This window comes from Aureimonas endophytica (assembly GCF_014642635.1).
In the GTDB taxonomy this organism is placed as follows: domain Bacteria; phylum Pseudomonadota; class Alphaproteobacteria; order Rhizobiales; family Rhizobiaceae; genus Plantimonas; species Plantimonas endophytica.
The window spans coordinates 12,130-38,105 of record NZ_BMIQ01000004.1 but is presented as its reverse complement, the minus strand read 5'-3'; the positions used below and the strand labels follow the sequence as shown (position 1 = coordinate 38,105).

Annotated in this window: 25 protein-coding genes; 14 read left to right on the top strand and 11 right to left on the bottom strand. The window is 69.7% G+C overall.

Annotated features, from left to right (window positions below; translation table 11 throughout):
* The first annotated feature begins 243 nt into the window (after window positions 1–243).
* The 3 genes from IEY14_RS13575 to purH all read left to right on the top strand — a co-directional run bounded on the left by IEY14_RS13575 (window position 244) and on the right by purH (window position 3,926).
* The gene (locus IEY14_RS13575) at window positions 244–1,980 is read left to right on the top strand and encodes a heparinase II/III family protein (RefSeq protein ID WP_188909354.1); all 1,737 of its coding nucleotides are present in this window, start codon (window positions 244–246) and stop codon (window positions 1,978–1,980) included.
* Window positions 1,977–2,162 carry a hypothetical protein gene (locus tag IEY14_RS13570; RefSeq protein ID WP_188909353.1) on the top strand — a complete coding sequence of 62 codons (186 nt, stop codon included), beginning with the start codon at window positions 1,977–1,979 and terminating at the stop codon, window positions 2,160–2,162. The genes IEY14_RS13575 and IEY14_RS13570 overlap by 4 nt, the downstream gene beginning before the upstream one ends.
* Window positions 2,163–2,261: 99 nt before the next feature.
* Window positions 2,262–3,926, top strand: a complete 1,665-nt coding sequence (gene purH, locus IEY14_RS13565) for a bifunctional phosphoribosylaminoimidazolecarboxamide formyltransferase/IMP cyclohydrolase (RefSeq protein WP_188909352.1) — start codon at window positions 2,262–2,264, stop codon at window positions 3,924–3,926.
* A gap of 7 nt (window positions 3,927–3,933) precedes the next feature.
* On the opposite strand, the gene IEY14_RS13560 is transcribed toward purH, so the two are convergent.
* The 6 genes from IEY14_RS13560 to IEY14_RS13535 are packed head-to-tail and all read right to left on the bottom strand — an operon-like array spanning window position 3,934 to window position 7,585.
* The gene (locus IEY14_RS13560; RefSeq protein ID WP_188909350.1) at window positions 3,934–4,338 is read right to left on the bottom strand and encodes a hypothetical protein; all 405 of its coding nucleotides are present in this window, start codon (window positions 4,336–4,338) and stop codon (window positions 3,934–3,936) included.
* Complete coding sequence (locus IEY14_RS13555) at window positions 4,316–4,939, bottom strand: hypothetical protein (protein WP_188909348.1); 624 nt, start codon at window positions 4,937–4,939, stop codon at window positions 4,316–4,318. Before IEY14_RS13555 ends, IEY14_RS13560 begins: the two co-directional genes overlap by 23 nt.
* Before the next feature lie 42 nt (window positions 4,940–4,981).
* Window positions 4,982–5,743 (bottom strand): VOC family protein, encoded by a 762-nt coding sequence (locus tag IEY14_RS13550; protein ID WP_188909346.1) that lies wholly within the window; start codon window positions 5,741–5,743, stop codon window positions 4,982–4,984.
* On the bottom strand, window positions 5,731–6,669 hold the full coding sequence (locus IEY14_RS13545; RefSeq protein ID WP_244639479.1) for an SMP-30/gluconolactonase/LRE family protein: 939 nt from the start codon (window positions 6,667–6,669) through the stop codon (window positions 5,731–5,733). Before IEY14_RS13545 ends, IEY14_RS13550 begins: the two co-directional genes overlap by 13 nt.
* Complete coding sequence (locus tag IEY14_RS13540; protein ID WP_188909345.1) at window positions 6,666–7,121, bottom strand: cupin domain-containing protein; 456 nt, start codon at window positions 7,119–7,121, stop codon at window positions 6,666–6,668. Before IEY14_RS13540 ends, IEY14_RS13545 begins: the two co-directional genes overlap by 4 nt.
* Window positions 7,118–7,585: a DoxX family protein gene (locus tag IEY14_RS13535; RefSeq protein ID WP_188909343.1), complete on the bottom strand. Its 468-nt coding sequence runs from the start codon at window positions 7,583–7,585 to the stop codon at window positions 7,118–7,120. Before IEY14_RS13535 ends, IEY14_RS13540 begins: the two co-directional genes overlap by 4 nt.
* Before the next feature lie 95 nt (window positions 7,586–7,680).
* On the opposite strand from IEY14_RS13535, the gene IEY14_RS13530 reads away from it, so the two are divergent.
* On the top strand, window positions 7,681–9,309 hold the full coding sequence (locus tag IEY14_RS13530) for an FAD-dependent oxidoreductase (protein WP_188909341.1): 1,629 nt from the start codon (window positions 7,681–7,683) through the stop codon (window positions 9,307–9,309).
* Between the two features lie 6 nt (window positions 9,310–9,315).
* On the opposite strand, the gene IEY14_RS13525 is transcribed toward IEY14_RS13530, so the two are convergent.
* Both IEY14_RS13525 and IEY14_RS13520 read right to left on the bottom strand, forming a co-directional pair.
* The gene (locus tag IEY14_RS13525; RefSeq protein ID WP_188909339.1) at window positions 9,316–9,873 is read right to left on the bottom strand and encodes a TetR/AcrR family transcriptional regulator; all 558 of its coding nucleotides are present in this window, start codon (window positions 9,871–9,873) and stop codon (window positions 9,316–9,318) included.
* Window positions 9,873–10,361 carry an HPP family protein gene (locus tag IEY14_RS13520; protein WP_188909337.1) on the bottom strand — a complete coding sequence of 163 codons (489 nt, stop codon included), beginning with the start codon at window positions 10,359–10,361 and terminating at the stop codon, window positions 9,873–9,875. Before IEY14_RS13520 ends, IEY14_RS13525 begins: the two co-directional genes overlap by 1 nt.
* A gap of 130 nt (window positions 10,362–10,491) precedes the next feature.
* Here IEY14_RS13520 and IEY14_RS13515 point away from each other — a divergent pair, with 130 nt between their 5' ends.
* Window positions 10,492–11,655, top strand: coding sequence for an HPP family protein (locus IEY14_RS13515; RefSeq protein WP_188909335.1), 1,164 nt, complete (start codon window positions 10,492–10,494; stop codon window positions 11,653–11,655).
* Here IEY14_RS13515 and IEY14_RS13510 read toward each other — a convergent pair.
* Window positions 11,652–12,176 carry a DinB family protein gene (locus IEY14_RS13510; RefSeq protein ID WP_188909333.1) on the bottom strand — a complete coding sequence of 175 codons (525 nt, stop codon included), beginning with the start codon at window positions 12,174–12,176 and terminating at the stop codon, window positions 11,652–11,654. The two genes, IEY14_RS13515 and IEY14_RS13510, sit on opposite strands and share 4 nt — an antisense overlap.
* Window positions 12,177–12,275: 99 nt before the next feature.
* On the opposite strand from IEY14_RS13510, the gene IEY14_RS13505 reads away from it, so the two are divergent.
* The gene (locus IEY14_RS13505; RefSeq protein ID WP_188909332.1) at window positions 12,276–12,854 is read left to right on the top strand and encodes a TetR/AcrR family transcriptional regulator; all 579 of its coding nucleotides are present in this window, start codon (window positions 12,276–12,278) and stop codon (window positions 12,852–12,854) included.
* 54 nt (window positions 12,855–12,908) lie between these two features.
* Here the strand turns inward: IEY14_RS13505 and IEY14_RS13500 are convergent, their stop codons facing one another.
* The gene (locus IEY14_RS13500; protein WP_188909330.1) at window positions 12,909–17,759 is read right to left on the bottom strand and encodes an NAD-glutamate dehydrogenase; all 4,851 of its coding nucleotides are present in this window, start codon (window positions 17,757–17,759) and stop codon (window positions 12,909–12,911) included.
* 127 nt (window positions 17,760–17,886) lie between these two features.
* Between IEY14_RS13500 and IEY14_RS13495 the strand changes: the two genes are divergently transcribed.
* Genes IEY14_RS13495 through IEY14_RS13485 form a run of 3 tightly spaced genes read left to right on the top strand, consistent with a single transcriptional unit; the run spans window position 17,887 to window position 19,827 of the window.
* The gene (locus tag IEY14_RS13495; protein ID WP_188909328.1) at window positions 17,887–18,165 is read left to right on the top strand and encodes a hypothetical protein; all 279 of its coding nucleotides are present in this window, start codon (window positions 17,887–17,889) and stop codon (window positions 18,163–18,165) included.
* 10 nt (window positions 18,166–18,175) lie between these two features.
* Window positions 18,176–19,069, top strand: a complete 894-nt coding sequence (pdxY, locus tag IEY14_RS13490; RefSeq protein ID WP_188909327.1) for a pyridoxal kinase PdxY — start codon at window positions 18,176–18,178, stop codon at window positions 19,067–19,069.
* Entirely contained in the window at window positions 19,066–19,827 is a 762-nt protein-coding gene (locus IEY14_RS13485; RefSeq protein ID WP_188909325.1) for a DUF429 domain-containing protein, read from the top strand. The genes pdxY and IEY14_RS13485 overlap by 4 nt, the downstream gene beginning before the upstream one ends.
* On the opposite strand, the gene IEY14_RS13480 is transcribed toward IEY14_RS13485, so the two are convergent.
* A complete protein-coding gene (locus IEY14_RS13480) occupies window positions 19,828–20,439 on the bottom strand; it encodes a LysE family translocator (RefSeq protein ID WP_188909323.1) in 612 nt (203 codons plus the stop codon). It lies immediately after the preceding gene.
* A 167-nt stretch (window positions 20,440–20,606) separates the two neighbouring features.
* Here IEY14_RS13480 and IEY14_RS13475 point away from each other — a divergent pair, with 167 nt between their 5' ends.
* The 5 genes from IEY14_RS13475 to sucC all read left to right on the top strand — a co-directional run bounded on the left by IEY14_RS13475 (window position 20,607) and on the right by sucC (window position 25,886).
* On the top strand, window positions 20,607–21,266 hold the full coding sequence (locus IEY14_RS13475) for a carbonic anhydrase (protein WP_188909321.1): 660 nt from the start codon (window positions 20,607–20,609) through the stop codon (window positions 21,264–21,266).
* A 217-nt stretch (window positions 21,267–21,483) separates the two neighbouring features.
* Window positions 21,484–22,035, top strand: coding sequence for a protease inhibitor Inh/omp19 family protein (locus IEY14_RS13470; RefSeq protein WP_188909319.1), 552 nt, complete (start codon window positions 21,484–21,486; stop codon window positions 22,033–22,035).
* Between the two features lie 139 nt (window positions 22,036–22,174).
* Entirely contained in the window at window positions 22,175–23,347 is a 1,173-nt protein-coding gene (zapE, locus tag IEY14_RS13465; RefSeq protein ID WP_188909317.1) for a cell division protein ZapE, read from the top strand.
* A gap of 356 nt (window positions 23,348–23,703) precedes the next feature.
* Window positions 23,704–24,666: a malate dehydrogenase gene (mdh, locus tag IEY14_RS13460; RefSeq protein WP_188909315.1), complete on the top strand. Its 963-nt coding sequence runs from the start codon at window positions 23,704–23,706 to the stop codon at window positions 24,664–24,666.
* Between the two features lie 29 nt (window positions 24,667–24,695).
* Window positions 24,696–25,886, top strand: a complete 1,191-nt coding sequence (sucC, locus tag IEY14_RS13455) for an ADP-forming succinate--CoA ligase subunit beta (RefSeq protein ID WP_188909313.1) — start codon at window positions 24,696–24,698, stop codon at window positions 25,884–25,886.
* Window positions 25,887–25,976: the final 90 nt, after the last annotated feature.

Below are 25,976 nucleotides of genomic sequence, written 5' to 3'. Positions count from 1 at the left end.
ACCTCATCCATGCTGATTCGTAGAAGGCATGGATCCCGGGTCGGGCCCGGGATGACGAGCCTGAGATGGCTCCACCAAAGATCAATGCATAAGGGTGCCGGTATGATCCGGGCTTCGGTCGAGCGGACCGGAACCCGCGCCGCTTTAGCATTCCGTTTACCATAAGGCGCCATCATGGCCCCGACCGGCGAAGTCCGGCCGGGGGCAAAGGCCGCCGGCGGCGAGGGGAGCGGAGAGGCGAACGTGGAACTCGTGGGGGCACAACTTGCCGGCCGGCCGCGCCTGATGCGCCTGCTCGTGAGCGAAGCCACCCGCCGCGCGCGCCACGCGCTGCGCACCGGGCCGCTCGGCGGCTGGCAGTTCGCGCGCCTCGTGCCCGAAACCCTCACGTCCCTGCCGCCGCCGCTCCATCGCGGCGAGCCGGCGCTGGCCGCCGAGATCTATGGCGGACGCTTCCGCCTCGCCGGCCTCCTGGTCGAAACCAACGGCCGCTCGCCCTTCGCCCTCGATCCGCCCTCGCGCGCCTTCGCGGCGGAACTCCACGGCTTCGGCTGGCTGCGGCATCTCGACGAGACGGGCGACGCGCTGGCGAGCGCCAATGCGCGCGTCCTCGTCTCCGACTGGATCCGGCATGTCGCGCCGCGCCAGCGGCCCATCGCCTACGAGACCGAAGTGGTGGCGCGGCGGCTCGTCGCCTGGCTGTCCTATTCGGATCTTCTTCTCCACAGGGCGGATGCCGGCTTCCGGCGCCGCTTCCTGAAGAGCCTCGCCGCGCAGCAGCGCTTCCTGCGTCAGGCGGCGCCCGAGGCGCCGGACGGGCTGCCGCGGCTTCTCGCCCGCGTCGCGCTCGTCGCCGGCGCCATCGGCCTCCAGGCCGGCACGCCGCATATCCGCCTCGCGACGCGCCTCCTCGCCGAGGAGCTCGACCGGCAGGTCTTCGCCGACGGCGTCCATGTCTCGCGCAATCCGGCGACCGGCATCGCCATCCTCGCCGAGCTTCTGCCGCTCGCCCGGCTGCTGGAGGCCGAGAACCAGCCGATGCCGAAGAGCCTCGTCAACGCCATCGACCGGCTCTTGCCGATGCTGCGCTTCTTCCGCCATGCCGATGGCGCGGTCGCCCTGTTCAACGGCGCCGGCGCCAGCGATCCGCAGCTGATGACGCGGCTCCTGCGCCATGACGAGACGCTGGGCGAGCCGATCTCGCATGCGCGCCAAGGCGGCTATCAGCGCCTGTCGGCCGGCGGCACCGTGGTGATCGCCGATACCGGCGCGCCGCCGCCGCCGGCCTTTTCCGGCGAGGCCCATGCCGGCACGCTCGCCTTCGAATTCTCCGCCGGCGGCCGGCGCTTCGTCGTCAATTGCGGCGCGCCTGACGCCGCCGATCCGCGCTGGCGGCGCCTTGCCCGCAGCACCGCCGCCCATTCCACCCTGACGCTCGCCGATCACTCCTCCTCGCGCTTCGAGACGACGGAGACGATCGAACGCCTGCTCGGCGCGCCGCTGATCGAGGGACCGGACCAGGTTCTGGCGAGCCGCGAGGACGCGGGCGAGGGCATGCGCATTCTCGCCGCCCATGACGGCTATGCGGCGCGCTTCGGCCTCGTGCACGAGCGGATGCTGTTCCTGTCGCGGCGCGGCGATCTCATCCAGGGCATCGACCGCCTCACCGGTTCGGCGCGCGGCGTCGGGGCCGGCGGCGCCGCGCTGCGCTTCCATCTCCATCCCGAGATTTCCGTCTCGCGCGTCGGCGAGGCGCTGCTGCTCTCCGCCGATGGCGAGGTCTGGAGCTTCCAGGCCGAGGCCGCCGTGACGCTGGAGGACGGCATGTTCCTCGCCGATCCGGCGGGGCCGCGCCGCAGCCTGCAACTGGTGATCAGCTTCGATCCGCGCCGCCGCCAGGACGTCGCCTGGACCTTCCAGCGCCGCCGCGAGGCCTGCCCCACGGTGGACGCAATGGTGCGGCAAAGCCGGGCGCGATGATCCGCGCCTTGCTTCTCGCCTCCCTTCTTGCCGGCCTTGCCGGTTGCGGCGGCATGACCCGCGCCGTCGGCGTTCTGCCAAATACGCTCGATGATCTTTCGGCGAAGAGCGAGCCCTTCCGGCGCAACCGCGCCGCCGCGCCCGAACCCGAGCGCGTGCCGGCCCCGCCCGGCGGCTTTTAAGGACGACCGACGGAAGGCTTCCCGCGCGGCATTGCGGGGAGGGCGCTTGGCGGCTATCAGGCCGGGACCTTGCCGTTTTTCGACCGAAAGGAGCCGTCGATGGCCGTTGCCGCGAATCCGACGCCCGTTCCAGACCGCGTTTCCGTCCGCCGCGCCCTTCTCTCCGTGTCCGACAAGACCGGGCTCGTGGATTTCGCCAAGGCGCTGGCGGTGCGTGGCATCGAGCTCGTCTCCACCGGGGGCACGCGCCGCAGCCTCGCCGAGGCGGGCCTTGCCGTGCGCGACGTCTCGGAGCTCACCGGCTTTCCCGAGATCATGGACGGGCGGGTGAAGACGCTGCACCCGCTCGTCCACGGCGCGCTGCTCGGCATTCGCGACGACGCGGCCCATGCGGCGGCGATGGCGGAGCACGGGATCCAGCCGATCGACATCCTCTGCGTCAATCTCTACCCCTTCGAGGAGACGCGCCATTCCGGCGCCGAGTTCGGCCATATCCTCGAGAATGTCGATATCGGCGGGCCGGCGATGATCCGCGCCGCCGCCAAGAACCATGCCTATCTGACCGTGACGACCGATCCGGCCGACTATGCCGAGATCCTCGCGACCCTAGAGGAAACGGGCGGCGAGACAACGCTCGACCTGCGCCGCCGGCTGGCCGGCCGCGCCTTCGCCCGGACCGCCGCCTATGACGCGGCGATCGCGGATTGGTTTGCCGGCGTAGTTTCCGATGGGCCGCGCCGCCATGCGAGCTTCGCCGGCCGGCTTGCCGAGACGCTGCGCTATGGCGAGAACCCGCATCAGTCGGCCGGCTTCTACCGCACCGGCGACAAGCGGCCCGGCGTCGCCACGGCCCGGCAGGTGCAGGGCAAGGCGCTGTCCTACAACAATATCAACGATACCGACGCCGCCTTCGAATGCGTCGCCGAATTCGATCCGAACCGCACGGCGGCCGTCGCCATCATCAAGCACGCCAATCCCTGCGGCGTCGCGGAAGGCGGCGACATCCTGGCGGCCTATCATAAGGCGCTCGCCTGCGATCCGGTCTCGGCCTTCGGCGGCATCGTTGCGCTGAACCGCCGTCTGGACGCGGCGGCGGCGCGGGCGATCACCGAAATCTTCACCGAGGTGATCGTCGCGCCCGAGGCCGACGAGGAGGCGATCGCCGTCGTCGCGGCGAAGAAGAACCTCCGCCTGCTTCTCACCGGCGGCCTGCCGGACCCGCGCGCGCTCGGCACCACGGTGCGCTCCGTCGCCGGGGGTCTCCTCGTCCAGTCGCGCGACAATGGCGTGATCGACGATCTCGACCTTCGCGTCGTGACGAAGCGGGCGCCGACGGAAGCGGAGATGGGCGACCTGAAATTCGCCTTCCGCGTCGCCAAGCACGTGAAGTCGAACGCCATCGTCTATGCCAAGGACCGGGCGACGGTCGGCATCGGCGCCGGCCAGATGAGCCGCGTCGATTCGGCTCGCATCGCGGCGCGGAAGTCCGAGGATGCGGCGCGCGCGCTCCTCGCCGAGGCGGCGGGCCGCGAGGTCGCGGCCGGGGAGGGTGCGGAAGGGCGGATCAAGCCGCTGACGCTCGGCTCGGTCGTCGCCTCCGACGCCTTCTTCCCCTTCGCCGACGGTCTGCTCTCGGCGGTGGAAGCGGGTGCGACTGCGGTGATCCAGCCGGGCGGCTCGATGCGCGACGACGAGGTCATCTCCGCCGCCGACGCCCATGGCATCGCCATGGTGCTCACCGGCATGCGCCATTTCCGGCACTGAGCGGCGGTCAGGCCGCCTCGCGCGGCGTCCGGGCGCGGCGCAGCGGCCGCGCCTCGACGAAGAGCTTGCGGGACCGGAATTCCGCCGGGCTCGAATAGACGAGGAATTCGCGGAGGCCGTCCGCCTCCGCGCCGCCGGCGAACCAGGGCTCGGCGAGGTAACGGACAGCCTTGCCCGCCCATTCCGGCACTTGCGGCAGCGCATGGCGTTTCGCGAGATATTCCGCGATGGCGCCAATATAGGCATCGACATCCGGTCGCCCCGTCAGCGGCGGCTCCTCGGCCAGAATGGCGAGGCGCTCGGCCGGCGAGGCCGCGAGATAGAAGCTGTCGAGACATTCCGCGACGGCGCGGGCTTCCGGCTCGCCGGCGATGATCCTGCGACAGGCGTCAGCGAGGGTAGCGGGGCGCATCGACGAGACCTTGAGGCCGGGCCAGGAGATGGCGCAGCAGAAACAGCTGCTTCTCCGGCTGCGCGGCGCTTTTCGGATAGAATTTGGCGAGGACGGCCAAAGCCTCTTCCGGCGTCGTGATGCCGACCACCCGCATGAGATTCAGGATATCGGCCGCCTCCTGCTCGCCCTTAGCGGGATCGGCGATGCGCATCGCCTTCAGCTTCATCGCCAGCATATAGTCGGCCGCCGGCACGAAGACCGTCAGTCCGACCTCTTCGTCGTCCCTGGGAAAGGTGCCGAATTCCTGGTGATCGCTCGCCCGATCGGCGAAGGCGCTCAAATGGAACTCGACCGCGTCGTTGAGCCAGTCCTGCGAGAGGCCGAAGGCCTCGGCGATCCGATCGACGGCGGTCCGCAGCCATGTCGGCCACGCCGCGCCGAGCAGGCTGACGTCGACATCCTCCGACGCATAGCGGAAATTGCTCGCCAGCATCAGGGCCGAGCCGCCATAGACGGCGATATCGAGCCGCTGGCCCGCCGCGATCGCCTCGCGACCGAGCCAGTCGAAAGCCTGGAGAATGCGTTCGCGGTCGAAAGCGGAACCGGCTGTCTCATCCATGGCGCGACGATAGCACGCTTCGTCATGGCGAAGCGTGAACTCTCAAGACGATCCCGCCACCAACCGATGGCCGTCGGGATCGCGGACCTCATGCGCCATACCGCAAAGTACGAGACTCGTCGCCGCGACATCGTCGGCAGCGGCGGGTTTGGTCTCGATCGCCGGCGGCTGACGGTAGCAGAGCAGCTCCAGATGCGGCGTGTCGGCGCCGCGCGGCAGAAGGGTCGTCACCTCTACGCGCGGCGCGGCGAGACCGTCGAGCCGCGCCTGTTCGGGTCCGCGATTGGTCTGGCGGCTACCGACGCTAAAGCCGAGACCCTCGTAGAAGGCGATGCTGCGCGCGGTGTCGGCGACGCTGATCGCCGAATGGTCGATGCCGAGACAGGGTCCGCCGGACCGCGCGGCCCAGGGCGCCGGGACCTTGCTGGCGGGAAATTCGAGAAGCTCCAGCGGGTGGCCTTCCGGCGAGCGGAACTTGAAGGCGAGGACGCCGCCCGAGGCCTCCGGCAGCCGCTCCGGCCCATGGGTCGAGATCGCCGTCCACCCGGATGTCGCGGCGAGTTGGCGATAGGCCGCCGCCATGTCGGAGGCGATGATGGCGAAATGCTGGAAGCGCGTGTCGTTGCCGGGAAGATCGGCCGGATAAGGCGCGCCACCGGCAGGCGCGAGCACGATCGCCTGCTCGCCCAACCGGAGGCGGCCGTCGCCGACGGGCGCGAAGCCGAAGGCGCGTTCGAAGAAACCGGCGAGTCGCCCCGGGTCCTCGGCCATCAGGCGGATCGCCTCGATCGTCAGCTGGGCCATCGCGCGCCTCGGCGGTTGAGGAAGACGGCATAGAGCGCGTGGCTGCACCCGACGAACAGCCGGTTGCGATAGGGCGAGCCGCCGAAGCAGAGATTGGAGACGAGAGCCGGCATGAAGAGCCGGCCGAGACGCTCGCCCTCCGGCGACAGGCAGTGGACGCCGTCTTCCGCGCTCGCCCAGACATTGCCGTCCTCGTCCACCGCCAGCCCGTCCGTATAGCCGGGCTCGACCTTGTGGAAGTCACGGAGGTTCGACAGCGCCGTGCCGTCCTCCGAGACATCGAAGACGCGCAGCACCTGAACCGGGTCGGGGCGGCGCTGGTCGCCGGTTTCCGCCACGTAGAGGCGGCGCTCGTCCGGCGAGAAGGCGAGGCCGTTCGGCCCGTCGAAGTCGCGCGACATGGCGCGCAGCGAGCCGTTGCGCGGATCGAAGCGGTAGAGGGCCGGCGGCTGTTCGGAAGGCTGCCGGCCGCCTTCGTAGTCGTTGAGGATGCCGTAGAGCGGATCGGTGAACCAGACCGTCCCGTCGCTCTTCACGACGATGTCGTTCGGCGCGTTGAGGCGCTTGCCCTCGAAGCGATCGACGAGGCGGGTGACGGAGCCGTCATGCTCGATCCGGTCGATCGCCCGGCCGCGATGCGAGCAGGCGAGGACCCGGCCCTGCCGGTCGCGCGCCAGTCCGTTGGCATAGTCCGAGGGCTGGCGCCAGACCGAGACGCCGGTATCCTCGCGCCAGAGAAGGGTGCGGTCGCGCGGCAGGTCCTCGAAGAGCAGCGCGTTCCAGTCGCCCATCCAGAGCAGGCCCTCGATCCAGCGGATGTCGCTGGCGAGGCATTCGAGCTGCGCATTGCCGAGGATATAGGTCTTGAAGCGCGGCGCGTTGGCCTCGAAGCGCAGCGCCTGCGGCTCCGGCAGCGGGCGGCTCACGAGAAGCGGCAGGGCGTCGTTTCCGCCCGCTTCGTGTCGAACTGCACGACCATCAGCACGGCCGGCGCGTCGCCGACGGTGCCGGAAAGATGGCCCTTCCGCCCCTCCCGCTCCACCGTGTTCTGGTCCTCGCCGAAGGAGATCTCGCCCGGTCCCATCTCGATCCGCGTGCCGTCCATCGATTCCACGAACCAGCGGCCGGAGAGGGGAATGATCCATTGCGGCGCGGGATTCTCGTGCCACGCGCCTTCCCAGCCGACCGGCTGCACCGTCACCATCACCGTCATGCCGTCGTGATGCTTGCGGCCCTGCCATTGCGGCGCGGCCGGCGGCTGCATCGACTTCAGCTCGAACTCGGTCATCCGGCATTGCCGCTGCCGGCTGATGCCGTCTTCGTCGGTATAGAGATGCCAATAGGCGACGCTGGGCGTCTCGCCGGCCTCGGAACTCATGGGGACATCTCCGTGATCGCGTAAGGATGGGTGGAGCCGAGCGGATCGGCGAGAAAGGCGCGGGTGCCCTCGGCGCTGCCGCAGCCGGCCAGCACCAGGAAGCCGCCGGCCAGCGCGAAGTTCTTCAGGAAGTCCCACATCGTTTCGCGGCCCTGGCTCGGGCCGGTGAAGGCGAAGTCGCCCTTCGCCCAGAAGCGCTTCCAGAGGAGCGCCGTCGCCATGCAGTAGAGCGCGAGCACGACCGCCGCCGCCCGGTCGGCGAGACCGGCGAGAATGGCGAGCGACATCACGATCTCGACGAAGAGCCCGGCGAGGATGAGAAGCTTCGCAAGGGTGCGGCTCGGCGCCATCTCGCTGGCCTGGCAGACCGCGCCGGAAAAGTTCACGATCTTGTCGAGCGCGCTGAAGGGCAGGAAGAGCAGGACGAGGATCAGCCGGACGAGGAACGCGACCAGGACTTCCATCTCGAACCTCGATTCCGCCATGCCTTGTGCGCTGCGAGGAACGAGGCTCGCCGGCTTTCGTTCACCGCAGCGCGAACGGGAACGAGAGGCCGGCGATGCAGGACGAGCGCTACGACGTCATCGTGATCGGCTCCGGGCCGGGCGGCGCCACCATGGCGGCCAAGCTCGCCGAGACGGGCAAGCGCATTCTCCTGGTGGAGCGCGGCGACTATCTGAAGCGCGAGAAGGCGAACTGGGACACCGACGCCGTGTTCCGCAAGGGCCGCTATCAGGCGGAGGAGACCTGGGTCTCGTCCGACGGCGCGAGCTTCCGGCCGGGGCTCCACTATTTCGTCGGCGGCAATTCCAAGGTCTACGGCGCCGTGCTCTTCCGCCTGCGCGAGGAGGATTTCCACGGCACCCGGCATCCCGACGGCATCGCGCCGGAATGGTGCGTGAAATACGACGAGTTCGAGCCCTATTATCAGGCGGCCGAAGAGTTCTTCGAGGTGCGCGGCCGGCGCGGCGAGGACCCGACCGAGCCCTGGTCGAGAAAGCCCTACAAGCATCCGCCGATCCGGCACGAACCGCGCATCCAGAAGCTCGCCGACGATCTCCAGCGCGAAGGGCTGCAACCCTTCCACCTGCCGATGGGCGGCCTTCTCGACCAGGACGAGACGGGCGAGGCGACGCCAACCTCGCCGCTTCTGCGCTGCGACCCCTTCGACGGCTATCCGAGCCTCACCAACGGCAAGGCCGACGCGCAGGTGATCGCCGTCGATCCCGCCTTGAAGCGCCATCCGAACCTGACGCTCCTGAAACGCGCCTATGTCGAGAGACTGGTGACGGATGCGGGCGGGCGCAGTGTCGCGGGCCTCGACGTCGTGATCGAGGGGGCGCGCCATCGCCTCGCCGCCGATCTCGTGGTCGTCGCCTGCGGCGCCCTGTCCTCGGCGCTCCTCCTGTTGCGCTCCGGCCGGGACGGCGACGCGCGCGGGCTCGCCAACGGCTCCGGCCTCGTCGGGCGCAACTACATGCGCCACAACAATGCGACGGTGCTGGCGATCTCCAAGGAGCCGAACCCGACCGAGTTCCAGAAGACTCTCGGTCTCAACGACTTCTATTTCGGCCATGAGAAGAGCCCAGCCAACGACTGGGAATTCCCGCTCGGCCATATCCAGATGGTCGGCAAGTCGGACGGTACGCAGATCGAGGCGGAGGGCCTGCCCGCCTTCCTGCAATGGTTTCCGAACCGGCCCTTCGAATGGCTGGCGAAGCACTCGATCGACTTCTGGCTGACCTCGGAGGATCTGCCCCGGCCGGAGAACCGCATCTTCTATCGCGACGGCCAAGTCCATCTCGACCTGACCGAGACCAACCAGGAAGGCCATCGCCGCCTGCGGCAGAAGCTGCGCGACATCTGCGACAAGGCCGGCATCCACCCGCATCTGATGGATCGCACGCTCTATCTCGGCAAGGACACGCCGATCGGCGGCACGGCGCATCAGGCGGGGACGCTGGTCTTCGGCGAGGACCCGGCGACGAGCGTGCTCGACCGCAACTGCAAGGCGCACGAGCTCGACAATCTCTACGTCACCGATGCGAGCTTCTTCCCCTCGATCGGCGCGGTGAACCCGACGCTGACGATCATCGCCAACGCGTTGCGCGTCGCCGACATCATCGCCAAACGCCTCGGTGCCGCGCCCTTCGAGGTGACGGACGCGCGGGCGATGGGGGCGACCTGAACCGCGTCAGGCGCCCGGCACACGGGCGGCGAGCCTGAGTTCGCCGAGAACTCGATGAAAGCAGGCCGGATCGTCCAGAGCGCGCGCCAGGACGATCGCGCCTTGGATGCCGGCGACGATCCGTGCCGCGAGCGCCGGCGTTTCCGCCAGGCCGGCGCGATCGAGAGCCGTGGCCAGAACGGCGAGCCAGCGGGCGAAATAGGAGCCGACCATCGCCGCGAACCGGTCGCGCGTCTCCTCCAGCGCGAAGGCCCCCATCAGACAGATGCGGCGTCCGGAGCGGAAATAGGTCTCCACCTTGTCGAACATCGCATCGATCGCTCGGGCCGGCGGCTCCTCGGCCAGCGGCCGGAAGACTTCCGTCTCGAACCAGTCGCCGATATGGGCGAGCACGGCCTCGGCCATCTCCTCCTTGCCGCCGGGAAAGAAGTGGTAGAGGCTGCCCTTGCCGAGCTTCGTGCCCTCCGTCAGCCGTGTCAGGCTGGCGCCCTCGAAGCCGTAGCGGCGAAAGACTTCGGCGACGAGCGGCACCACGTCACCGCGCTCCTGCACCAGCCGCGCCATCAGCTTCGCCGCGCGGGATAGGGCGTGCCGCTCGCCTTGTGGAAGACCGTCGCGACCGCGACGAGGGCCAGCGCGCCGGACAGGACCGGCAACACGAGAAAGCCGAAATCGGGATCGGCGGCGAAGACCACGAGCGGATCGGCGCCGGCCGGCGGATGGGTGACGCGCAAAGCCGCCATGAGCCCGATGGCCAGACCCACGGCCAGCGCCGCCGCCCACCATTCGTTCGGCAGCGCCAGGCGCAGAACGAGTCCCACCAGCGTCGCCACGCCATGGCCGCCGACGACGTTCGCGGGTTGCGAAAGCGGGCTACCCGGCACGGAGAACAGCAGCACACAACTCGCGCCGAACGGGGCTATCAGCATCGGGACATGCGCATAATGTGAGAGACCGCCGACGAGGCCGATCGTGAGGAGGCCACCGAGGCTCGCCAGCATGGACTGAGCACTCGACTGCACGGGTTGATGGCGTGTGAAGAACGATCGCATCGAAGTTCTGTACCAAACGGTAAACTGTTTGTCGATCGGTACAGGATCGCGGCACGACCGACAAGCCCTTACCGTCTCCGAACAGGTACGGCGGCGTTTACCTCCGCCGGATCCGGCGCCATAAGGCGCCATGCCGATCCGTCTCGCCGCCTTCCTTCCCGCCGCCGCGCCGATCAGCGGGCGGGAGCGCCTGCGCTCCGCTCTCGGCGCGCTGGTCGGGCTTCTCGCCACCGGCGTCCTGTCGCGGCTGGCGGTCGGGGAGGGGACGGCGCTGCCGGTGCTGATCGCGCCGATGGGCGCCTCGGCCGTGCTGCTCTTCGCCGTGCCGGCGAGTCCGCTCGCGCAGCCCTGGTCGATCCTCGGCGGCAATCTCGTCGCGAGCCTCGTCGGTGTCACGGTGGCGCGGCTGGTGCCCGATCCCTTCGTCGCGGCGGCGCTGGCCGGGGGCCTCGCCATCGCGGCGATGATGGCGCTGCGCTGCCTCCACCCGCCGAGCGGCGCGGTGGCGCTGACCGCCGTTCTCGGCGGCGCGGCGGTGCGCGATCTCGGCTACGGCTTCGTACTCTGGCCGGTTCTGGCCAATTCCGCCATACTCCTTGGTACGGCACTCGCCTTCAACAATCTCGCCGGCCGGTCCTATCCGCATCGCCCGCTCGAGAAGGCGCCGGACCATGGCACGGCCGACCGGCCGCCGACGGGGCGGATCGGCTTCAGCTCGGACGATCTCGACGCGGTTCTGGCCGAATACGACCAGCTCATCGACGTCGATCGCGGCGATCTCGAAGCGATCCTGCGCCAAGCCGAAATCCGCTCCTATCGCCGACGCGCCGGCCAGGCGCGCGTCGCCGCCGTGATGTCGCGCGACGTGGTCGCCATCGCCCCGGACGCGTCAATCGGCGAGGCGCTGGATCTGCTGCGCGCCCATCACATCAAAGTCCTGCCAGTGACGGACGAGACGGCGCGCGTCATCGGCATCGTCACGCAGACCGACCTTCTCGACAAGGCGGCCTGGGACAGGCGCGGGCCGAAGCTCGATCTCCGCCATCGCCTGCGCCTGACCCTCAGCCGGGGACGGGCGCCGAACGGTAGCGTCGCCGACATCATGACGGCGCCGGTGAGGACGCTCGGACCGGAGGCGCTGATCGCCGACGCGGTGCGCCTGATGGCATCGACCGGCCTGCATCACCTGCCGGTGGTGGAGCCGGACGGCCGCCTCGCCGGCATCGTCTCGCAATCCGACCTCCTCGTCGCCCTCCTCGCCGAGGCGGCCGGGCGGCCGAGCGAGCCCGCTTAAGCGGGCACCAACAGGCGCAGCCCGTCGTCCCGCCGCAGCGGTTCGGTGCGGTGGAGGAAGACCGCGAACGTATCCCAGGGGCGGGCGGCGAGGTCGAGCGGGGCGAGCAGGCGGCCGACCTCGCCCCGGTGATAGGCGCCGTGCAGCACGACATGGGTCAGCATCTCGGCCCGCGTCATCGAGCCGCGATCGCCGTCGGTGAAGGTGAAGGCGACGGGTTCGGCCAGCGCTTCGGCCGAGACGCGGCTCGCATAGTCGCAATACCAACGATCCCTGGCGGCGAGCGCGGCGCGCAAGTCCGCCGGCTCCGGCGTCGCGTCCGTGTTGTCCGCCGCGTAGCCATGCGACCGCGCTTCGAGATGCGCGGCGAAGATCTCCGACACGACATGGATATGGTTCATCAGGCGCAGCGCCTGATGCCGCTCCCGTCCTTGCCGCACCGGATCGAGCCGCTCCAGGCAGGCCAGAAACTCCTCATTGGCCCAGCTTTGATAGAAGAACAGCGGTATGAAGGCGCTCATGCGGGGGTCCTTTCGAGCCGCGCGAAATGCGAGTAACTCGTTCAGATTTTCCGCGGAGAGCCGGTTCTGTCTACTCGCATCCCCCTGCCGCCGGCTTCGATGCGCAAGACGCCGCGCCAGGCGCGGTCGCAGGCGACCGTCGCCGCCATTCTCGAAGCCGGTACTCGCATTCTCGCCGAGGAGGGATGGTCCGGCTTCACCACGAACAAGGTCGCCGCGCGGGCCGGCGTCGGCATCGGCTCGCTCTACCAGTATTTCCCCGACAAGCTGTCCTTGGTGGCGGCGATCCGCACCCATCACCTCGACGAGTGCCTCGCCGTGATGCGGCGCGCCACCGCCGGCGGCAAACCGCTGGATGTCTTCGTCGGGGATCTCGTCGCCGGCCTGATCGCCGCGCATCGCCGGCATCCCGGACTGCACCGCGTCCTCCTCGACGAGGCGCCGAATGCAGAAGGCTTCCGCAATCCGAACAGCGAGTTCGAGCAGGACTATCTCGAATGCTACCGCAGCGCCGTCGCGCCTTTTCGAAGCGCGGCGGCGGGCGGCGGGGCGGCGGCGCTCATCGTCTCCGACGCGATCGATGGCGTGATCCACAATGCCGCGCGGCGGGGCATGCTGGAAGCGCCGGACCTCCAGCAGGAACTCGTCCGGATGATTACGGCCTATCTGGCGTCCTGAGTGACGGACGCCCGCCGCCGGCCCTTCCAAGCGGCGGCGGGCGGTGGTCCGCCCTTACCCCGGCAGGTCGGAGAGCAGGCCCGCCGCGACGGTGAGGCGGGCGACGGAGGTCTCGCCGGAGCCGGCAAGGGCCGTCACCTGCGGCCGGATGCGCGCCACCACCGATTCGCGATGCCGCGCCCAGGCCTCGACCGGCTTCTCCTCGCCGCCGAAGCGCGACAGGGCCGCCACCGTCAGCCGGCGGCGGGCGAGGCCGATCTGGGCGCCCGCCCGCTCCAGCGCCAGGATCTCGTAATAGTCGGTCGGCTTGAGGCGCAGGAGCGCGTCTTCCAGCCGGCCGATCTCGAAGAGGTCGGTGACCGCGAAATAGGCTTCCACCGTCGCGTCCAGCGGGGCCGACGTTTCACGTGAAACGAGGGCGATGTCCGGCACGAGGGCGAGAAGCGGCAGAAGCGCCAGGGTCTCGGCCACGCCCTCCGGCACGCCGGCCTCCACGAGACGGGCGCGCTCGGCCTCGGTCTCCTGCCGGGCCGGTTCGCTGACGAGCGTCAGAAGCTTGGGCTTCAGCGCCGCGATCACCTCCGCCAGCTCGGCGATGGCTTCGGCGAAGCGCTCGCGCGGCTCGCCATTGGCGACGAACCAGCGCGTCGCCGCCTGGAGGAACAGGCCGAGCCGGTCGTAGAGGCCGTTCTGCACCTCGCCGGCGACGCGGTTGTCGAGCGCGTCCACCGCCGCATAGAGGCCGCCCGCCGAGAAGCCGTCATGGGCCGAGACGAAGGCGCGGCCGATATCGCTGAAGGAGGCGCCGGTCGCGTCGCGGATGGCAGTCACCGAGGTCGGGCCGAGCCGGTTCACCATCGCATTGGCGAGGCCCGTCGCGACGATCTCGCGCTTCAGGCGGTGGCTCTCGATCTCCGCCGTGAAGCGCTGGCGCATGGCCGCCGGGAAATAGGCGTACAGCCGCCCGGCGAGATAGGGCTCGTCCGGCAGGCTGCCGGAGACGAGCTGGTCGAAGAGCGAAATCTTGGCATAGGCGAGGATCACGGCGAGTTCCGGCCGCGTCAGGCCGCGGCCGGAGGCGCGCAGATCGGCGAGCCCCGCCTCGCCCGGCAATACCTCGACGCCGCGATCCAGCACCGCCGCCTCTTCGAGCAGCGACATGAAGCGGCCCTGCAAGGCCAGCGCCGAGGTGCCGCGCCGCTCCTCCAGGGACAGCGCCAGGGTCTGCTCGTAATTGTTGGCGAGGACGAGCTGCCCGACATCCGCCGTCATGGATTTCAGGAGGGTGTCGCGGTCGGCGCGGTCGAGGCGGCCGGCATCCATCGCGCCCTTCAGCGCGATCTTGATGTTCACCTCGACGTCCGACGTGTTGACGCCGGCCGAATTGTCGATCGCGTCGGTGTTGATGCGCCCGCCGGCCCTCGCATATTCCATGCGCCCGCGCTGGGTGCAGCCGAGATTGGCGCCTTCGCCCACCACCTTCGCCCGCACTTCGCGCCCGGTGACGCGGACGGCGTCGTTGGCGCGGTCGCCGACCTCCAGATTGGTTTCGGTCGAGGCGCGGATATAGGTGCCGATGCCGCCGAAGAAGAGGAGATCGACCGGCGCCTTGAGGATGGCGTTGATCACCTCGGCCGGCGTGCCGGAGCGCCGGTCCCAGCCGATCGCCTTCGCCGCCTCCTCGGAAAGCCGGATCAGCTTCTCGCGCCGCGAGAAGACGCCGCCGCCGGGCGAGATCAGCGCGCGGTCGTAATCGGCCCAGGAGGAGCGCGGCAGGGCGAAGAGGCGCCGACGCTCGGCGAAGCTTCGCACCGCGTCGGGCGCCGGATCGATGAAGATGTCGCGATGGTCGAAGGCGGCGACGAGGCGCGTCTCCTCGGACAGCAGCATGCCGTTGCCGAAGACGTCGCCCGACATGTCGCCGCAGCCGACCGCCGTGAAGGGCTCGCTCTGGATGTCCCAGGCCCGGCCGTCCCGGCCGAGCTCGCGGAAATGCCGCTTCACCGCCTCCCAGGCGCCGCGCGCCGTGATGCCCATCGCCTTGTGGTCGTAGCCGGCCGAGCCGCCGGAGGCGAAGGCGTCGTCCAGCCAGAAACCGTCCGAGACGGCGATGGCATTGGCGGTGTCGGAGAAGGTGGCGGTGCCCTTGTCGGCGGCGACGACGAAATAGGGATCGTCGCCGTCATGGCGCCGCACATCCGGCGGCGGCACGACGGCGCTGCCGGAAATATTGTCGGTGACGGAGAGGAGCGAGGCGATGAAGACGACATAGGCGGCGCGGCCGGCCTTGGCGAAGGCGTCGCGGTCGCCGGCGGGATCGGGCAGGCGCTTCGGCAGGAAGCCGCCCTTGGCGCCGACCGGCACGATTACCGCGTTCTTCACCTGCTGCGCCTTCACGAGGCCGAGGATCTCGGTGCGGTAGTCCTGGCTGCGGTCGGACCAGCGGATGCCGCCGCGCGCGACGCGGCCGAAGCGCAGATGCACGCCCTCGACGCGGGCGTCGAAGACGAAGATCTCGCGGAAGGGCACCGGCGCCGGCAGGCCCTCGACGAGGCCGGAATCGAGCTTGAAGGCGAGGGCGGGCGCGACTTGGCCGGGTTCCGAGCCTTCCGCCGCCGAGGTTCCCTCCACCGCGAAGGCATTGGTGCGCAGCGTCGCCATCACGAGATTGAGGAGGCGGCGCAGGATGCGGTCGTCGTCGAGGCTGTCGACGGCGTCGAGCGCGGCGAGAATGGCGCGATAGGGGCCGCCGGCGCCGCGCTCGGCGGCGATGCGCGCCAGGGGGTCCTCGTGGCCGTCGGGCCCGGCGCCTTCGTCCGGGCCGGCCTCCGCCGCCCCGGCGCGCGCCGGATCGAAGCTCGCCGCGAAGGCGCGCCAGAGATCGGCGGCGATGCCTGGGTGGCGCAGCAGCACCTCGGCGATGAAGTCCTGGCCGTAGGAAATGCCGGTCTGGCGCAGGTAGCGCGAATAGGCGCGCAGGATATTGGCCTCGCCGACTGCCAGCCCGGCTTCGAGGACCAGGGCGTTCAGCCCGTCATTCTCGATCCGGCCGGTGAAGACATGGGCGAAGGTCGTCTCCAGCGCCTCGCCGCCATCGGCGAGCGGGATCGCCCCGCCGCGCCGGCGGGTGAGGTCCATGTCGTGGAGATGGACCGTGGCGCCGTCCGGCCGCCGGATCTCGAAGGTGCGCTCCGAGACGACCGAGAAGCCCATGTTCTCGAGGATCGGCACGCGGGTCGACAGCGGCACGGCCCGGCCGAGATGGTAGATCTTCAGGCCGAGCCCCGTCTCGGCATCCTCCGGCCGGCGATAGAAGTCGATGGCGAGCGGGCCGTCCTCCGAAAGCGGCATGATGCGCGCGGCGTCCACCACCGCCTCGGCGGGATCGGTGAGGTCGCGATAGCTTTCCGGCAGGCCGGCGGCGAGGTCGAGAAGGCGGGCCTCGCCGCCCTCGGCCAGCACCGCCTTGGCGAAATCGTCCTCCCAGGCGCGGGCGAGCGTCGCGACATCGGCTTCGAGCGCGGTAAGATCCGGCTGCGGCGTGCGCCCGCCGCGACGGCCGATGATGAAGTGGATGCGCGCCAGCTCGCCTTCCGGGAAGGCGGGATAATAGGTGGAGAGATGGCCCTCGTAGCGCTCGGCGAGAAGGAAGCCGATCCGCTCGGCGAGGCGCGTGTCGTAGCGTTCGCGCGGCACGAAGACGAGGACGGAGACGAAGCGGTCGAACTTGTCGATGCGCGGCAGGACGCGCACGCGCGGCCGCTCGCCGAGTTCGAGGATGCGGCCGGCGAAATCCTCCAGCCGGTCGAGGCCGATCTGGAAGAGGTCGTCGCGGGGATAGGATTCGAGGACGGCGAGCAGCGCCTTGCCGCTATGCGAGGCGCGGCCGAGATCGAAGCGCCGGATCACCGCCTCCGCCTTCGGCCGGAGATAGGGGATGGTGAGGACGGAGCGCGTATAGGCCGAGGAGGTGAAGAGGCCGACGACGCGCAATTCGCCGCGGAAGGCGCCGGCCGCGTCGTAGAGCTTCACCCCGATATAATCGAGATAGGCGCGGCGATGCACGGTGGAGCGCGTGTTCGCCTTGGTGACGATGAGCGGCGCCGGCGCGGTGAGGAAGGCGCGGATCTCGGGCGTCACCTGCACCGGCGCGCCGGGCCGGCCGAGGACGCGCACGCTCGGATCGCGCAGGATGCCGAGGCCGGACCCCTCGCGCGGCACCAGGGCCTCGGCCTCCGCCTCGCCGGCATAGTCGAGCTCGCGCAGGCCGAGGAAGATGAAGTTCTCGGCCAGCAGCCATTCGAGGAATTCCACCGCCTCGCCGATCTCGCCCGCCTCGCTCGGCGGCAGCGTCGCGGCGCGGTGGCGCAGCACCTCCACCGCGTCCCGCACCTTCGCCGTCATCGCCGGAAAGTCGCCGACCGCCGCCGCGACCTGATCGAGGACGCGGGTGACGGCCTCGGCAAGCGCCGCGTCGGCCTCCGGCGCCGGGTCCGGCTCGAAGGCGATCTGGATCAGGCTGACGCGCCGCCCGGCCGGGCCGTCGACGATCGGATGCGAGACATAGGCGACCGGCCGGCCGCGCGCCCCGACCTCGTTCGTCACCGAGTCGAAAAGGAAGGGCATGTCGTCGTTGACGACGGTGAGAAGCGCCAGCGCCGTCCCGTCGCTCCGCGCGAAGCCGGCCGGCCGGTCGAGATCCACGACATGGGCGCCGGCCTCGTGGCGGGCGAGGGCCTCCGCCGCGCGCGCCGCCGCGATGGCGAGGGCTTCCGCCGGAAAGGCCTTCAGATCCTCGGCGGGCGGGCGGGCGAAGAGGCTCGGCGCGAGGCGCCGCCCCGCCGCGTCGGAGAGATGGCTTTCGACGGCGGCGAGGATCGCCGCCTTTTCGCTGCTCTCGATCATCGTCGCCCCCGAATCCCGGTTCCCGCCCTGTGCGATTCGCTCTTAGGATAGGCAGCGATGCCTTGATAAAAAGCACCGGTCGCGGCCGCTTGCCCTTCGCGAAGCTTTGCGTCAGGGTCGCGCGCGGATGCGACACGAGAACGACAGGCCGCCGGGGCGGGACGAAGAGGATGCGGCGCGGCTCGCCGAATCGGCCGCGATCCTTCGGCGCGTCCGGCAGGAGACCGATCCGCAGATCGGCGCCCATGCCGGCCAGGCCATGACCGATCTCGTCGGCCATTTCGGCGCGCGCGACGCCGATCCGGACGACCGGATCGAGGTGATCGGCACGCGGTTCGGACGGGGGCTCGGCCTCCTCGGCTTTCTGGCCTTGGCCGGGCTCCTCGCCTGGCAGATGATGGGTTGACTGCGATCACATGAGCGACGCGAAGCCCCCGGCGCGCGGGGACAAACCGGCGGTGATCGCCATTTCCAGCCATGTGGTGCGCGGCACGGTCGGCAATCGCGCCGCCGTCTTCGCGCTGGAATCGCTCGGCCATCCCGTCTGGTCGGTGCCGACGGTGACGCTGCCCTGGCATCCCGGCCACGGACCCTCGACGCGCATCGTGCCGCCCGCCGCCGATTTCGCCGCCATGCTGGCCGATCTCGAACGCGCGCCCTGGCTGGGCGAGGTCGGAGCGGTGCTGACCGGCTATTTCGGCGCGCCCGAACAGGTGGAGCCGGCGGCGCGGCTGGTCGAGGCGGTGAAGCGCGCCAATCCGCGCGCGCTCTTCCTGCTCGATCCCGTCACCGGCGACGGCGGCCGGCTCTATCTGCCGGAAGCGACGCTCCAGGCCATCCGCGACCGGCTCCTGCCGCTCGCCGACCTCGCGACGCCGAACCGTTTCGAGCTGGAATTCCTCACCGGGCACGAGCTCGCCAGCAATGCCGAGCTGACGCAGGCCGCGCTCGGCCTCGGCCCCTCGACCGTCGTCGTCACCTCGGCCTTCTCGCTCCTGAAGGGCGGGACGGGCAATCTTCTCGTCGACGGCAGCCGCACCCTTCTCGCCGAGCATCGCGAGATCGCCGACGCGCCGCACGGGCTGGGCGACCTCACCTCGGCGGTGTTCCTGGCGCGGCTGCTCGCCGGGCTGCCGCCGGAAAAGGCGCTCCAGACGACCACGGCGGCCGTCTACGAGATTCTCGCGCGCACCACGACGCGCGGCGCCGACGAACTGACGCTCGAAACCGATGCCGAGAGCCTGAAACATCCGATGGCCATGGTGCAGCTGCGCCAGCTCGGCCGTCCGGCGGGGCACCGCCGCCGGTGAGCCGGGCGCTCGCCGGCGTCGACGGCTGCCGGGCGGGCTGGATCGCGGCGATCGCGATCGCCGGCGAGGCACCGTTCCTCCGCGTCTTTCCACGTTTCGAAACGCTGCTCGATAGTCTTCCGTCAGATGCCGCGATCGCCGTCGACATGCCGATCGGCTTGCCCGAGCGGATCGTCGGTCCGGGGCGGGTCGCGGAGGCGGCGGCTCGGCCATGTCTCGCAGGACGCCAGTCGAGCGTCTTTTCGATTCCCGCACGCGCCGCCGTCGAAGCCGATCCGGGCCCGCATGAGGACGACATCGCCCGTTCAGCCGCGCATGCGCGGGCGAATGCGATCGCCCGCACGCTCTCCGATCCGCCGCGCGGCGTGTCGCGGCAGGGCTTCATGCTTTTTCCGAAGATTCTCGAGATCGATCGCCTTTTGCGCGCCCGACCGGGTCTTGCGGATCGCCTGATCGAAAGCCACCCGGAACTCGCCTTCTGCCAACTCAACGGCGGCATCCCCCTGAGTCTGCCGAAGAAGATGAAGAGCCGCCCGCATCCGCCCGGTCTCCTCGAACGCCGGACGCTGCTCCTGGCTCATGCGCTTCCCGCCGAGTTGCTGTCGGCCGCGCTTCCGGCGAAGACGGGAGAGGACGACCGGCTCGACGCCTGCGCCATGCTGCTCGTCGCCGGCCGGCACGCGCGGGGCGAGACCCTGTCCTTTCCCGACCCGCCGGGCCGCGACGCCCATGGCCTGCCGATCGCGATCCGCGTCTGATCAGCGCTCCGTCGCGGCCAGTCGCAGGCCGAGACCGAGAAAGGCGGCGGCAAAGCCTCGCCGCAGCCATGCGAGGATGGCGGGGCTCGCCGCGACGCGCCGCTTCGCCCCGGCCGCCAGAAGGCCGTAGAGCGCGAAGACGGCGAAGGTGATCGCCATGAAGGCCAGCGAGAGCTCCAGCATCCGCGCCAGCGGGGCGGGCTCGGCCGCGCCGATGAACTGCGGCAGGAAGGCAAGGAAGAAGATCGACAGTTTCGGATTGAGCAGATTGACGAGGACGGCCGAGAGAACGACGTCGCGGTCCCGGCGCGGTGCCGTCTCCGGCGCGGCGGAAAGGCCGCCGCCGTCCCGCAGCGTCGCGACGGCCATGAACAGGAGATAGGCGACGCCTGCATATTTCAGCGCGGCGAAGGCGATGGCGCTGGCATGGAGAAGGGCGGCGAGCCCGGTCGCGGCGGCGGCCATGTGCGGCACGATGCCGAGCGTGCAGCCGAAGGCGGCGACGAGCGCCGCCCGCGCACCGCGCGACAGGCCGGCGCCGAGCGTGACGAGCACGCCGGTGCCGGGCGAGGCCGCGACGACCAGGGAAGTCAGGAGGAATTCCAGGCGCATGGGGCTTGTCTCCGAACGAGGTGCGACGCGCATTCTGCGCCGCCCCGCTTCCAGCCGCCCACCCGGTTTTCCCGGCTCCGCCGAACGGCCCTTCGCTTGACGCGATGCAGCATCGCGCCTAACTCGCCAGGGAGCATTTCCCATGTGTGACGCTCAACGGAGACCCCATGGCCCTGCTTCCGGACCATCTTCTCGCCGGCCATGACGCCTTCATGAGCGGTCGCTACGCGGCGGAGGAGGCGCGCTACCGGGCGCTCGCCCGCGAGGGGCAGGCGCCGGAGACCATGGTCATCGCCTGCTGCGATTCCCGCGCCGCGCCCGAGATCATCTTCGACTCGGCCCCGGGCGAGCTCTTCGTCGTGCGCAACGTCGCCAATCTCGTGCCGCCCTTCGGGCCGAACGACGATTATCACGGCACCTCGGCGGCGATCGAGTTCGCGGTGGTCGGCCTTAAGGTGAAGAACATCCTGATCCTCGGCCATGGCCGCTGCGGCGGCATCAAGGCCGCGCTGACGGAGGGCGGCGATCCCCTGTCGCCGGCCGACTTCATCGGCCGCTGGATGAGCCTCGTCGACGAGCCGGCGCGCGGCGTCGCCGCCATCGCCGACCTGACGGCGACCGAGCGCCAGACGGCGCTGGAGCGCATCTCCATCCGCTATTCGATCAACAATCTGCGCAGCTTCCCCTATGTCGCCGAGCGCGAGGCGGCGGGCGAACTCGCCATTCACGGCGCCTGGTTCGACATCTCGACCGGCGAGCTCTGGGCGATGGACCCGGTGAGCGGCGATTTCCAGCGCCCGAATGTCGACGCCGAGCGGGCGGCCTGACGGGAGCGGGCGCCGCCCCCTCGGCAAAGCGGCAACGGCGCGCGCTTTTCTGGTCGCGAGGAACGGCTTCGCCTGTTGACCTCGCGGCTTTGTGCTAATTTTAACCAATGACAACGCCCGGTCGAACCCGCCTTTCGCGAAAGGCGGCCCGCCGGGCGCGCGAACGGGGACGAAGACGGGCGCCGCGCCTTCGCGGGTCCGCAAGGGGAACGGGTGGATGAAGCAGATCCTGACGACGGGCGCGGCGCTGGCGGCCCTTGCGGCGCTGGCCGCCTGCCAGAGCGCCTCGCCTGCCGCTGACTATAGCCGTCCCGCGCCGCTGACCGCGGCCCCGACGAGCCCGGTCCAGTCGAGCCAGCTGCCGCCGCCGCCTCCGCCGCCCCCGCCGGTGCAGCAGGCGGCGATTCCGCCGGCCCCGGCCGCCCCCGCCGCCGACGCCACGCCGGCCAGTTCGGGCGCCGCGCAGCCGGCGCAGACCGCCTCGGCCGAGCCGGTGAAGCGCGAAGGCCTCGTCGGCGCCTGGAAGGTTTCGACCGGCGGCGGCAGCTGCCAGATCTTCATGGCCCTGACCAAATGGACCGGCGGCTATCGCGCCGCCTCGCGCGGCTGCCCGGGTCAGGTCGCCGATGTCACTGCCTGGGACGTCGCCGGCGGACAGGTGGTGCTGAAGGATTCTGGCGGCTCGACGGTTGCCAACCTGTCCTCGGCCGGCGGCCAGCGCTATGACGGCTCGACCACCGGCGGCCAGCAGATCAGCCTCTATCGCTGATCTCCGCCAGAGCAGGGACCGGCCCCCGGAGGGCCGGCCCGCCGTTTCCCTCCGAATCTTAGCCGGCTTTAGACGGTCTTAGTCCTTCCGCGTTAGAGGGGGACGGGACGGCGGCGAGGGGAGGCATGGCGGAGATTCGATGACAGCCTCTCTTCCTCCCGCCAAGTCGCGTCCCGGCTCCGTCCGCCAGAGCCTCGAACGGCTGATCGCCTCCGGCGAGATCGAGCCCGACGCCAATCAGCGCCTTCTCGCCGACCGGCTCGACCGGCTCGACAAGGACCTGTCGGCCGCGACGCTGGCGGCGAAGGGCAGCGCGCTCGGCTGGCTCTTCGGCCGGGCCAAGGCGCCGCAGCCGGTGCGGGGCGTCTATATCCATGGCGCGGTCGGGCGCGGCAAGACGATGCTGATGGACATCTTCTTCCGCCATGCCAGCGCCGCGCCGAAGCGGCGCCTGCATTTCCACGCCTTCATGGGCGAGGTGCACGAGCGTATCGGCGAGCATCGCAAGGCCCTGCGCGAAGGGCGCGTCCAGGCCAGCGATCCGATCCCGCCCGTCGCCAAGGCTCTGGCGGAGAAGGCGAAGCTTCTCTGCTTCGACGAATTCACCGTGACCGATGTCGCCGACGCGATGATCCTGCGCCGGCTGTTCGAGCAGCTCTTCGCCGAAGGCGTGGCGCTGGTCGCGACCTCCAACGTCGCCCCGGACGATCTCTATCGCGACGGGCTGAAGCGCGGCGACTTCCTGCCCTTCATCGAGATCCTGAAGAGCCATGTCGATGTCGTGAAGGTCGACGGGCCGCAGGACTACCGGCTCGCCTCGGTGGGGGAGGCGGCCTTCTACGTGACGCCGCTCGGACCCGAGACCGAGCGGGCGATGGACGAGACCTTCCGCACGCTGCTCGCCGGCGAGAAGCCGCGCCCGGCCTCGCTGTCCGTCAAGGGCCGCACCGTGCCGGTGCCGGCCGCCGGCAACGGCGTCGCCCGCTTCGCCTTTCAGGACCTCGTCGGCCGGCCGCTCGGCGCCGAGGATTTCCTGGCGATCGCGGCGCGGTTTCACACGGTCGTCATCGACGGCGTGACACGCATGGGCCCGGCGGAGCGCAACGAGGCCAAGCGCTTCATCACGCTGATCGACGCGCTCTACGACGCCGGCCGGCGCGTCGTGATCTCCGCCGACGGGCCGGTGGAGGCGCTCTATTCCGGCCGCCAGGGCGCGGAGGCCTTCGAATTCCAGCGGACCGTGTCGCGCCTCATCGAGATGCGTTCGGGCGACTATGGTCTCCGCGAGGCCGGGGGATCGTCTCCGACCTGAAGCGGGCGGCGGTGCTGGACAAGTCTGCGTTCCCCGAAGGCGGGAGAAGCCTGCGACGACCCGCGCATCTTCGGATCGATTGACGTTTACGTAAGCGAAAATCCACTTAAACGATTGAAATTCCTGAGGTGGATCGAGCGTGGTTGCATGTTAACCTTTGCCGGACTATAGCGCTCGCGAATTCGCAGTCGCGAGATGACGAGACGGCAGAATCGGCATCGCGGTCCTCGCAGGCATACCGGCTCGCGCCTTCGGGGCGTCGCGGCCGGGAGAATGGCGGCGCGTCCCTTCCGGCGCGGCGAAACGCATAAGACGAACCGGCGCAATGCCGAGACGCAAAGGCGAAGAAGAGCACCATGGCGCGCAAGAAGATCGCACTCATCGGTTCCGGCATGATCGGCGGCACGCTCGCCCATCTGGCCTCCCTGAAGGAGCTCGGCGACATCGTCCTGTTCGACATTTCCGAGGGCACGCCGCAGGGCAAGGCGCTCGACATCGCGCAGTCCGGCCCCGTCGAGGGCTTCAATGCCAGCCTGACCGGCGCCAATGACTATGCCGCGATCGAGGGCGCCGATGTCTGCATCGTCACCGCCGGCGTGCCGCGCAAGCCGGGCATGAGCCGCGACGACCTTCTCGGCATCAATTTGAAGGTCATGGAGCAGGTCGGCGCCGGCATCGCGAAATACGCCCCCGACGCCTTCGTGATCTGCATCACCAACCCGCTCGACGCCATGGTCTGGGCGCTGCAGAAGTTCTCCGGCCTGCCGAAGGCCAAGGTGGTGGGCATGGCCGGCGTCCTCGACTCGGCCCGCTTCCGCCACTTCCTGTCGGAGGAGTTCAAGGTTTCCGTCGAGGACGTGACGGCCTTCGTGCTCGGCGGCCATGGCGACACGATGGTGCCGCTCACCCGCTATTCGACGGTCGCCGGCATTCCGCTGACCGATCTCGTCAAGATGGGCTGGGTCTCGAAGGAGCGCCTGGAGGAGATCGTCCAGCGCACCCGCGACGGCGGCGCCGAGATCGTCGGCCTCCTGAAGACCGGCTCGGCCTATTACGCGCCGGCCGCCTCGGCCATCGAGATGGCCGAGAGCTACCTGAAGGACAAGAAGCGCGTCCTGCCCTGCGCCGCCAACCTGAAGGGCGAGTACGGCCAGAAGGATCTCTATGTGGGCGTGCCCTGCGTGATCGGCGCCGAGGGTGTCGAGCGCGTCATCGAGATCGAGCTGAACGGCGACGAGCAGGCGATGTTCGAGAAGTCCGTCGGCTCCGTGCAGGGCCTGATGGAAGCCTGCCGCGGCATCGCGCCGTCGCTCGCCTGAACCGACGCGCCAAAGCGGGATAGATCCTTATGAACATTCATGAATACCAGGCCAAGCAAGTCCTGAAGGGCTTCGGCGCGCCGGTCGCCTCGGGCGTCGCGATCACCTCGGCTTCGGAGGCCGAGGGCGCGGCGAAGCAGCTGCCGGGGCCGCTCTATGTGGTGAAGAGCCAGATCCATGCCGGCGGTCGCGGTAAGGGCAAGTTCAAGGAGCTCGGCGCCGAGGCCAAGGGCGGCGTGCGCCTCGCGAAATCCGTCGAGGACGTCGTCGCCAACGTCAAGGAGATGCTCGGCAACACGCTCGTCACCGCCCAGACGGGCGAGGCGGGCAAGCAGGTGAACCGTCTCTATATCGAGGACGGCGCCGATATCGACCGCGAGCTCTATCTCTCGATCCTCGTCGACCGCTCGGTCGGCAAGGTCGCCTTCGTCGTCTCGACGGAAGGCGGCATGGATATCGAGAAGGTGGCCCACGACACGCCGGAAAAGATCGTCAACGTGGCGATCGACCCGGAGACGGGCGTCACCGCGGCGGATGCCGGCAAGCTCTGCGACGCGCTGAAGCTCGATGGCGCGGCGCGCGAGGACGGGCTGGCCCTCTTCCCGGTGCTCTACAAGGCCTTCGTCGAGAAGGACATGAGCCTTCTCGAGGTGAACCCGCTGATCGTGATGAAGGACGGGCGCCTGCGCGTGCTCGACGCCAAGGTCTCCTTCGACGGCAACGCGCTGTTCCGCCACGACGACATGAAGGCGCTGCGCGACGAGACCGAAGAGGACGCCAAGGAGATCGAAGCCTCCAAGTGGGACCTCGCCTATGTGGCGCTCGACGGCAATATCGGCTGCATGGTGAACGGCGCCGGCCTCGCCATGGCGACGATGGACATCATCAAGCTCTACGGCAAGGAGCCGGCGAATTTCTGCGACGTCGGCGGCGGCGCCAGCAAGGAGAAGGTCGCGGCGGCCTTCAAGATCATCACCGCCGATCCGCGCGTCCAGGGCATCCTGGTCAATATCTTCGGCGGCATCATGAAATGCGACGTCATCGCCGAGGGCGTCGTCGCGGCGGTGAAGGAGGTCGGCCTCAAGGTGCCGCTCGTCGTCCGCCTCGAAGGCACGAATGTCGAGCTCGGCAAGAAGATCCTGAACGAATCGGGTCTCGCCATCACCGCGGCCGACGATCTCGACGACGCGGCTAAGAAGATCGTCGCGGCGATCAAGTAACCTCATCGGAACGGCGGGCCGGCGCCTATGAGTGCCGGCCCTTCCCCGCTTTCCGCCCTTTGCTGATCGACCCATCCGGAGTCTCGCGCA

What these genes read in the sequence shown, in the direction of transcription:
- IEY14_RS13570 (WP_188909353.1), top strand. Translation starts at nt 1,977, where the DNA reads ATGATCCGCGCCTTGCTTCTCGCCTCCCTTCTTGCCGGCCTTGCCGGT.
- purH (WP_188909352.1), top strand. Translation starts at nt 2,262, where the DNA reads ATGGCCGTTGCCGCGAATCCGACGCCCGTTCCAGACCGCGTTTCCGTC.
- IEY14_RS13560 (WP_188909350.1), bottom strand. Translation starts at nt 4,338, where the DNA reads ATGCGCCCCGCTACCCTCGCTGACGCCTGTCGCAGGATCATCGCCGGC.
- IEY14_RS13555 (WP_188909348.1), bottom strand. Translation starts at nt 4,939, where the DNA reads ATGGATGAGACAGCCGGTTCCGCTTTCGACCGCGAACGCATTCTCCAG.
- IEY14_RS13550 (WP_188909346.1), bottom strand. Translation starts at nt 5,743, where the DNA reads ATGGCCCAGCTGACGATCGAGGCGATCCGCCTGATGGCCGAGGACCCG.
- IEY14_RS13540 (WP_188909345.1), bottom strand. Translation starts at nt 7,121, where the DNA reads ATGAGTTCCGAGGCCGGCGAGACGCCCAGCGTCGCCTATTGGCATCTC.
- IEY14_RS13535 (WP_188909343.1), bottom strand. Translation starts at nt 7,585, where the DNA reads ATGGAAGTCCTGGTCGCGTTCCTCGTCCGGCTGATCCTCGTCCTGCTC.
- IEY14_RS13530 (WP_188909341.1), top strand. Translation starts at nt 7,681, where the DNA reads ATGCAGGACGAGCGCTACGACGTCATCGTGATCGGCTCCGGGCCGGGC.
- IEY14_RS13525 (WP_188909339.1), bottom strand. Translation starts at nt 9,873, where the DNA reads ATGGCGCGGCTGGTGCAGGAGCGCGGTGACGTGGTGCCGCTCGTCGCC.
- IEY14_RS13520 (WP_188909337.1), bottom strand. Translation starts at nt 10,361, where the DNA reads ATGCGATCGTTCTTCACACGCCATCAACCCGTGCAGTCGAGTGCTCAG.
- IEY14_RS13515 (WP_188909335.1), top strand. Translation starts at nt 10,492, where the DNA reads ATGCCGATCCGTCTCGCCGCCTTCCTTCCCGCCGCCGCGCCGATCAGC.
- IEY14_RS13510 (WP_188909333.1), bottom strand. Translation starts at nt 12,176, where the DNA reads ATGAGCGCCTTCATACCGCTGTTCTTCTATCAAAGCTGGGCCAATGAG.
- IEY14_RS13505 (WP_188909332.1), top strand. Translation starts at nt 12,276, where the DNA reads ATGCGCAAGACGCCGCGCCAGGCGCGGTCGCAGGCGACCGTCGCCGCC.
- IEY14_RS13500 (WP_188909330.1), bottom strand. Translation starts at nt 17,759, where the DNA reads ATGATCGAGAGCAGCGAAAAGGCGGCGATCCTCGCCGCCGTCGAAAGC.
- IEY14_RS13495 (WP_188909328.1), top strand. Translation starts at nt 17,887, where the DNA reads ATGCGACACGAGAACGACAGGCCGCCGGGGCGGGACGAAGAGGATGCG.
- pdxY (WP_188909327.1), top strand. Translation starts at nt 18,176, where the DNA reads ATGAGCGACGCGAAGCCCCCGGCGCGCGGGGACAAACCGGCGGTGATC.
- IEY14_RS13480 (WP_188909323.1), bottom strand. Translation starts at nt 20,439, where the DNA reads ATGCGCCTGGAATTCCTCCTGACTTCCCTGGTCGTCGCGGCCTCGCCC.
- IEY14_RS13475 (WP_188909321.1), top strand. Translation starts at nt 20,607, where the DNA reads ATGGCCCTGCTTCCGGACCATCTTCTCGCCGGCCATGACGCCTTCATG.
- IEY14_RS13470 (WP_188909319.1), top strand. Translation starts at nt 21,484, where the DNA reads ATGAAGCAGATCCTGACGACGGGCGCGGCGCTGGCGGCCCTTGCGGCG.
- zapE (WP_188909317.1), top strand. Translation starts at nt 22,175, where the DNA reads ATGACAGCCTCTCTTCCTCCCGCCAAGTCGCGTCCCGGCTCCGTCCGC.
- mdh (WP_188909315.1), top strand. Translation starts at nt 23,704, where the DNA reads ATGGCGCGCAAGAAGATCGCACTCATCGGTTCCGGCATGATCGGCGGC.
- sucC (WP_188909313.1), top strand. Translation starts at nt 24,696, where the DNA reads ATGAACATTCATGAATACCAGGCCAAGCAAGTCCTGAAGGGCTTCGGC.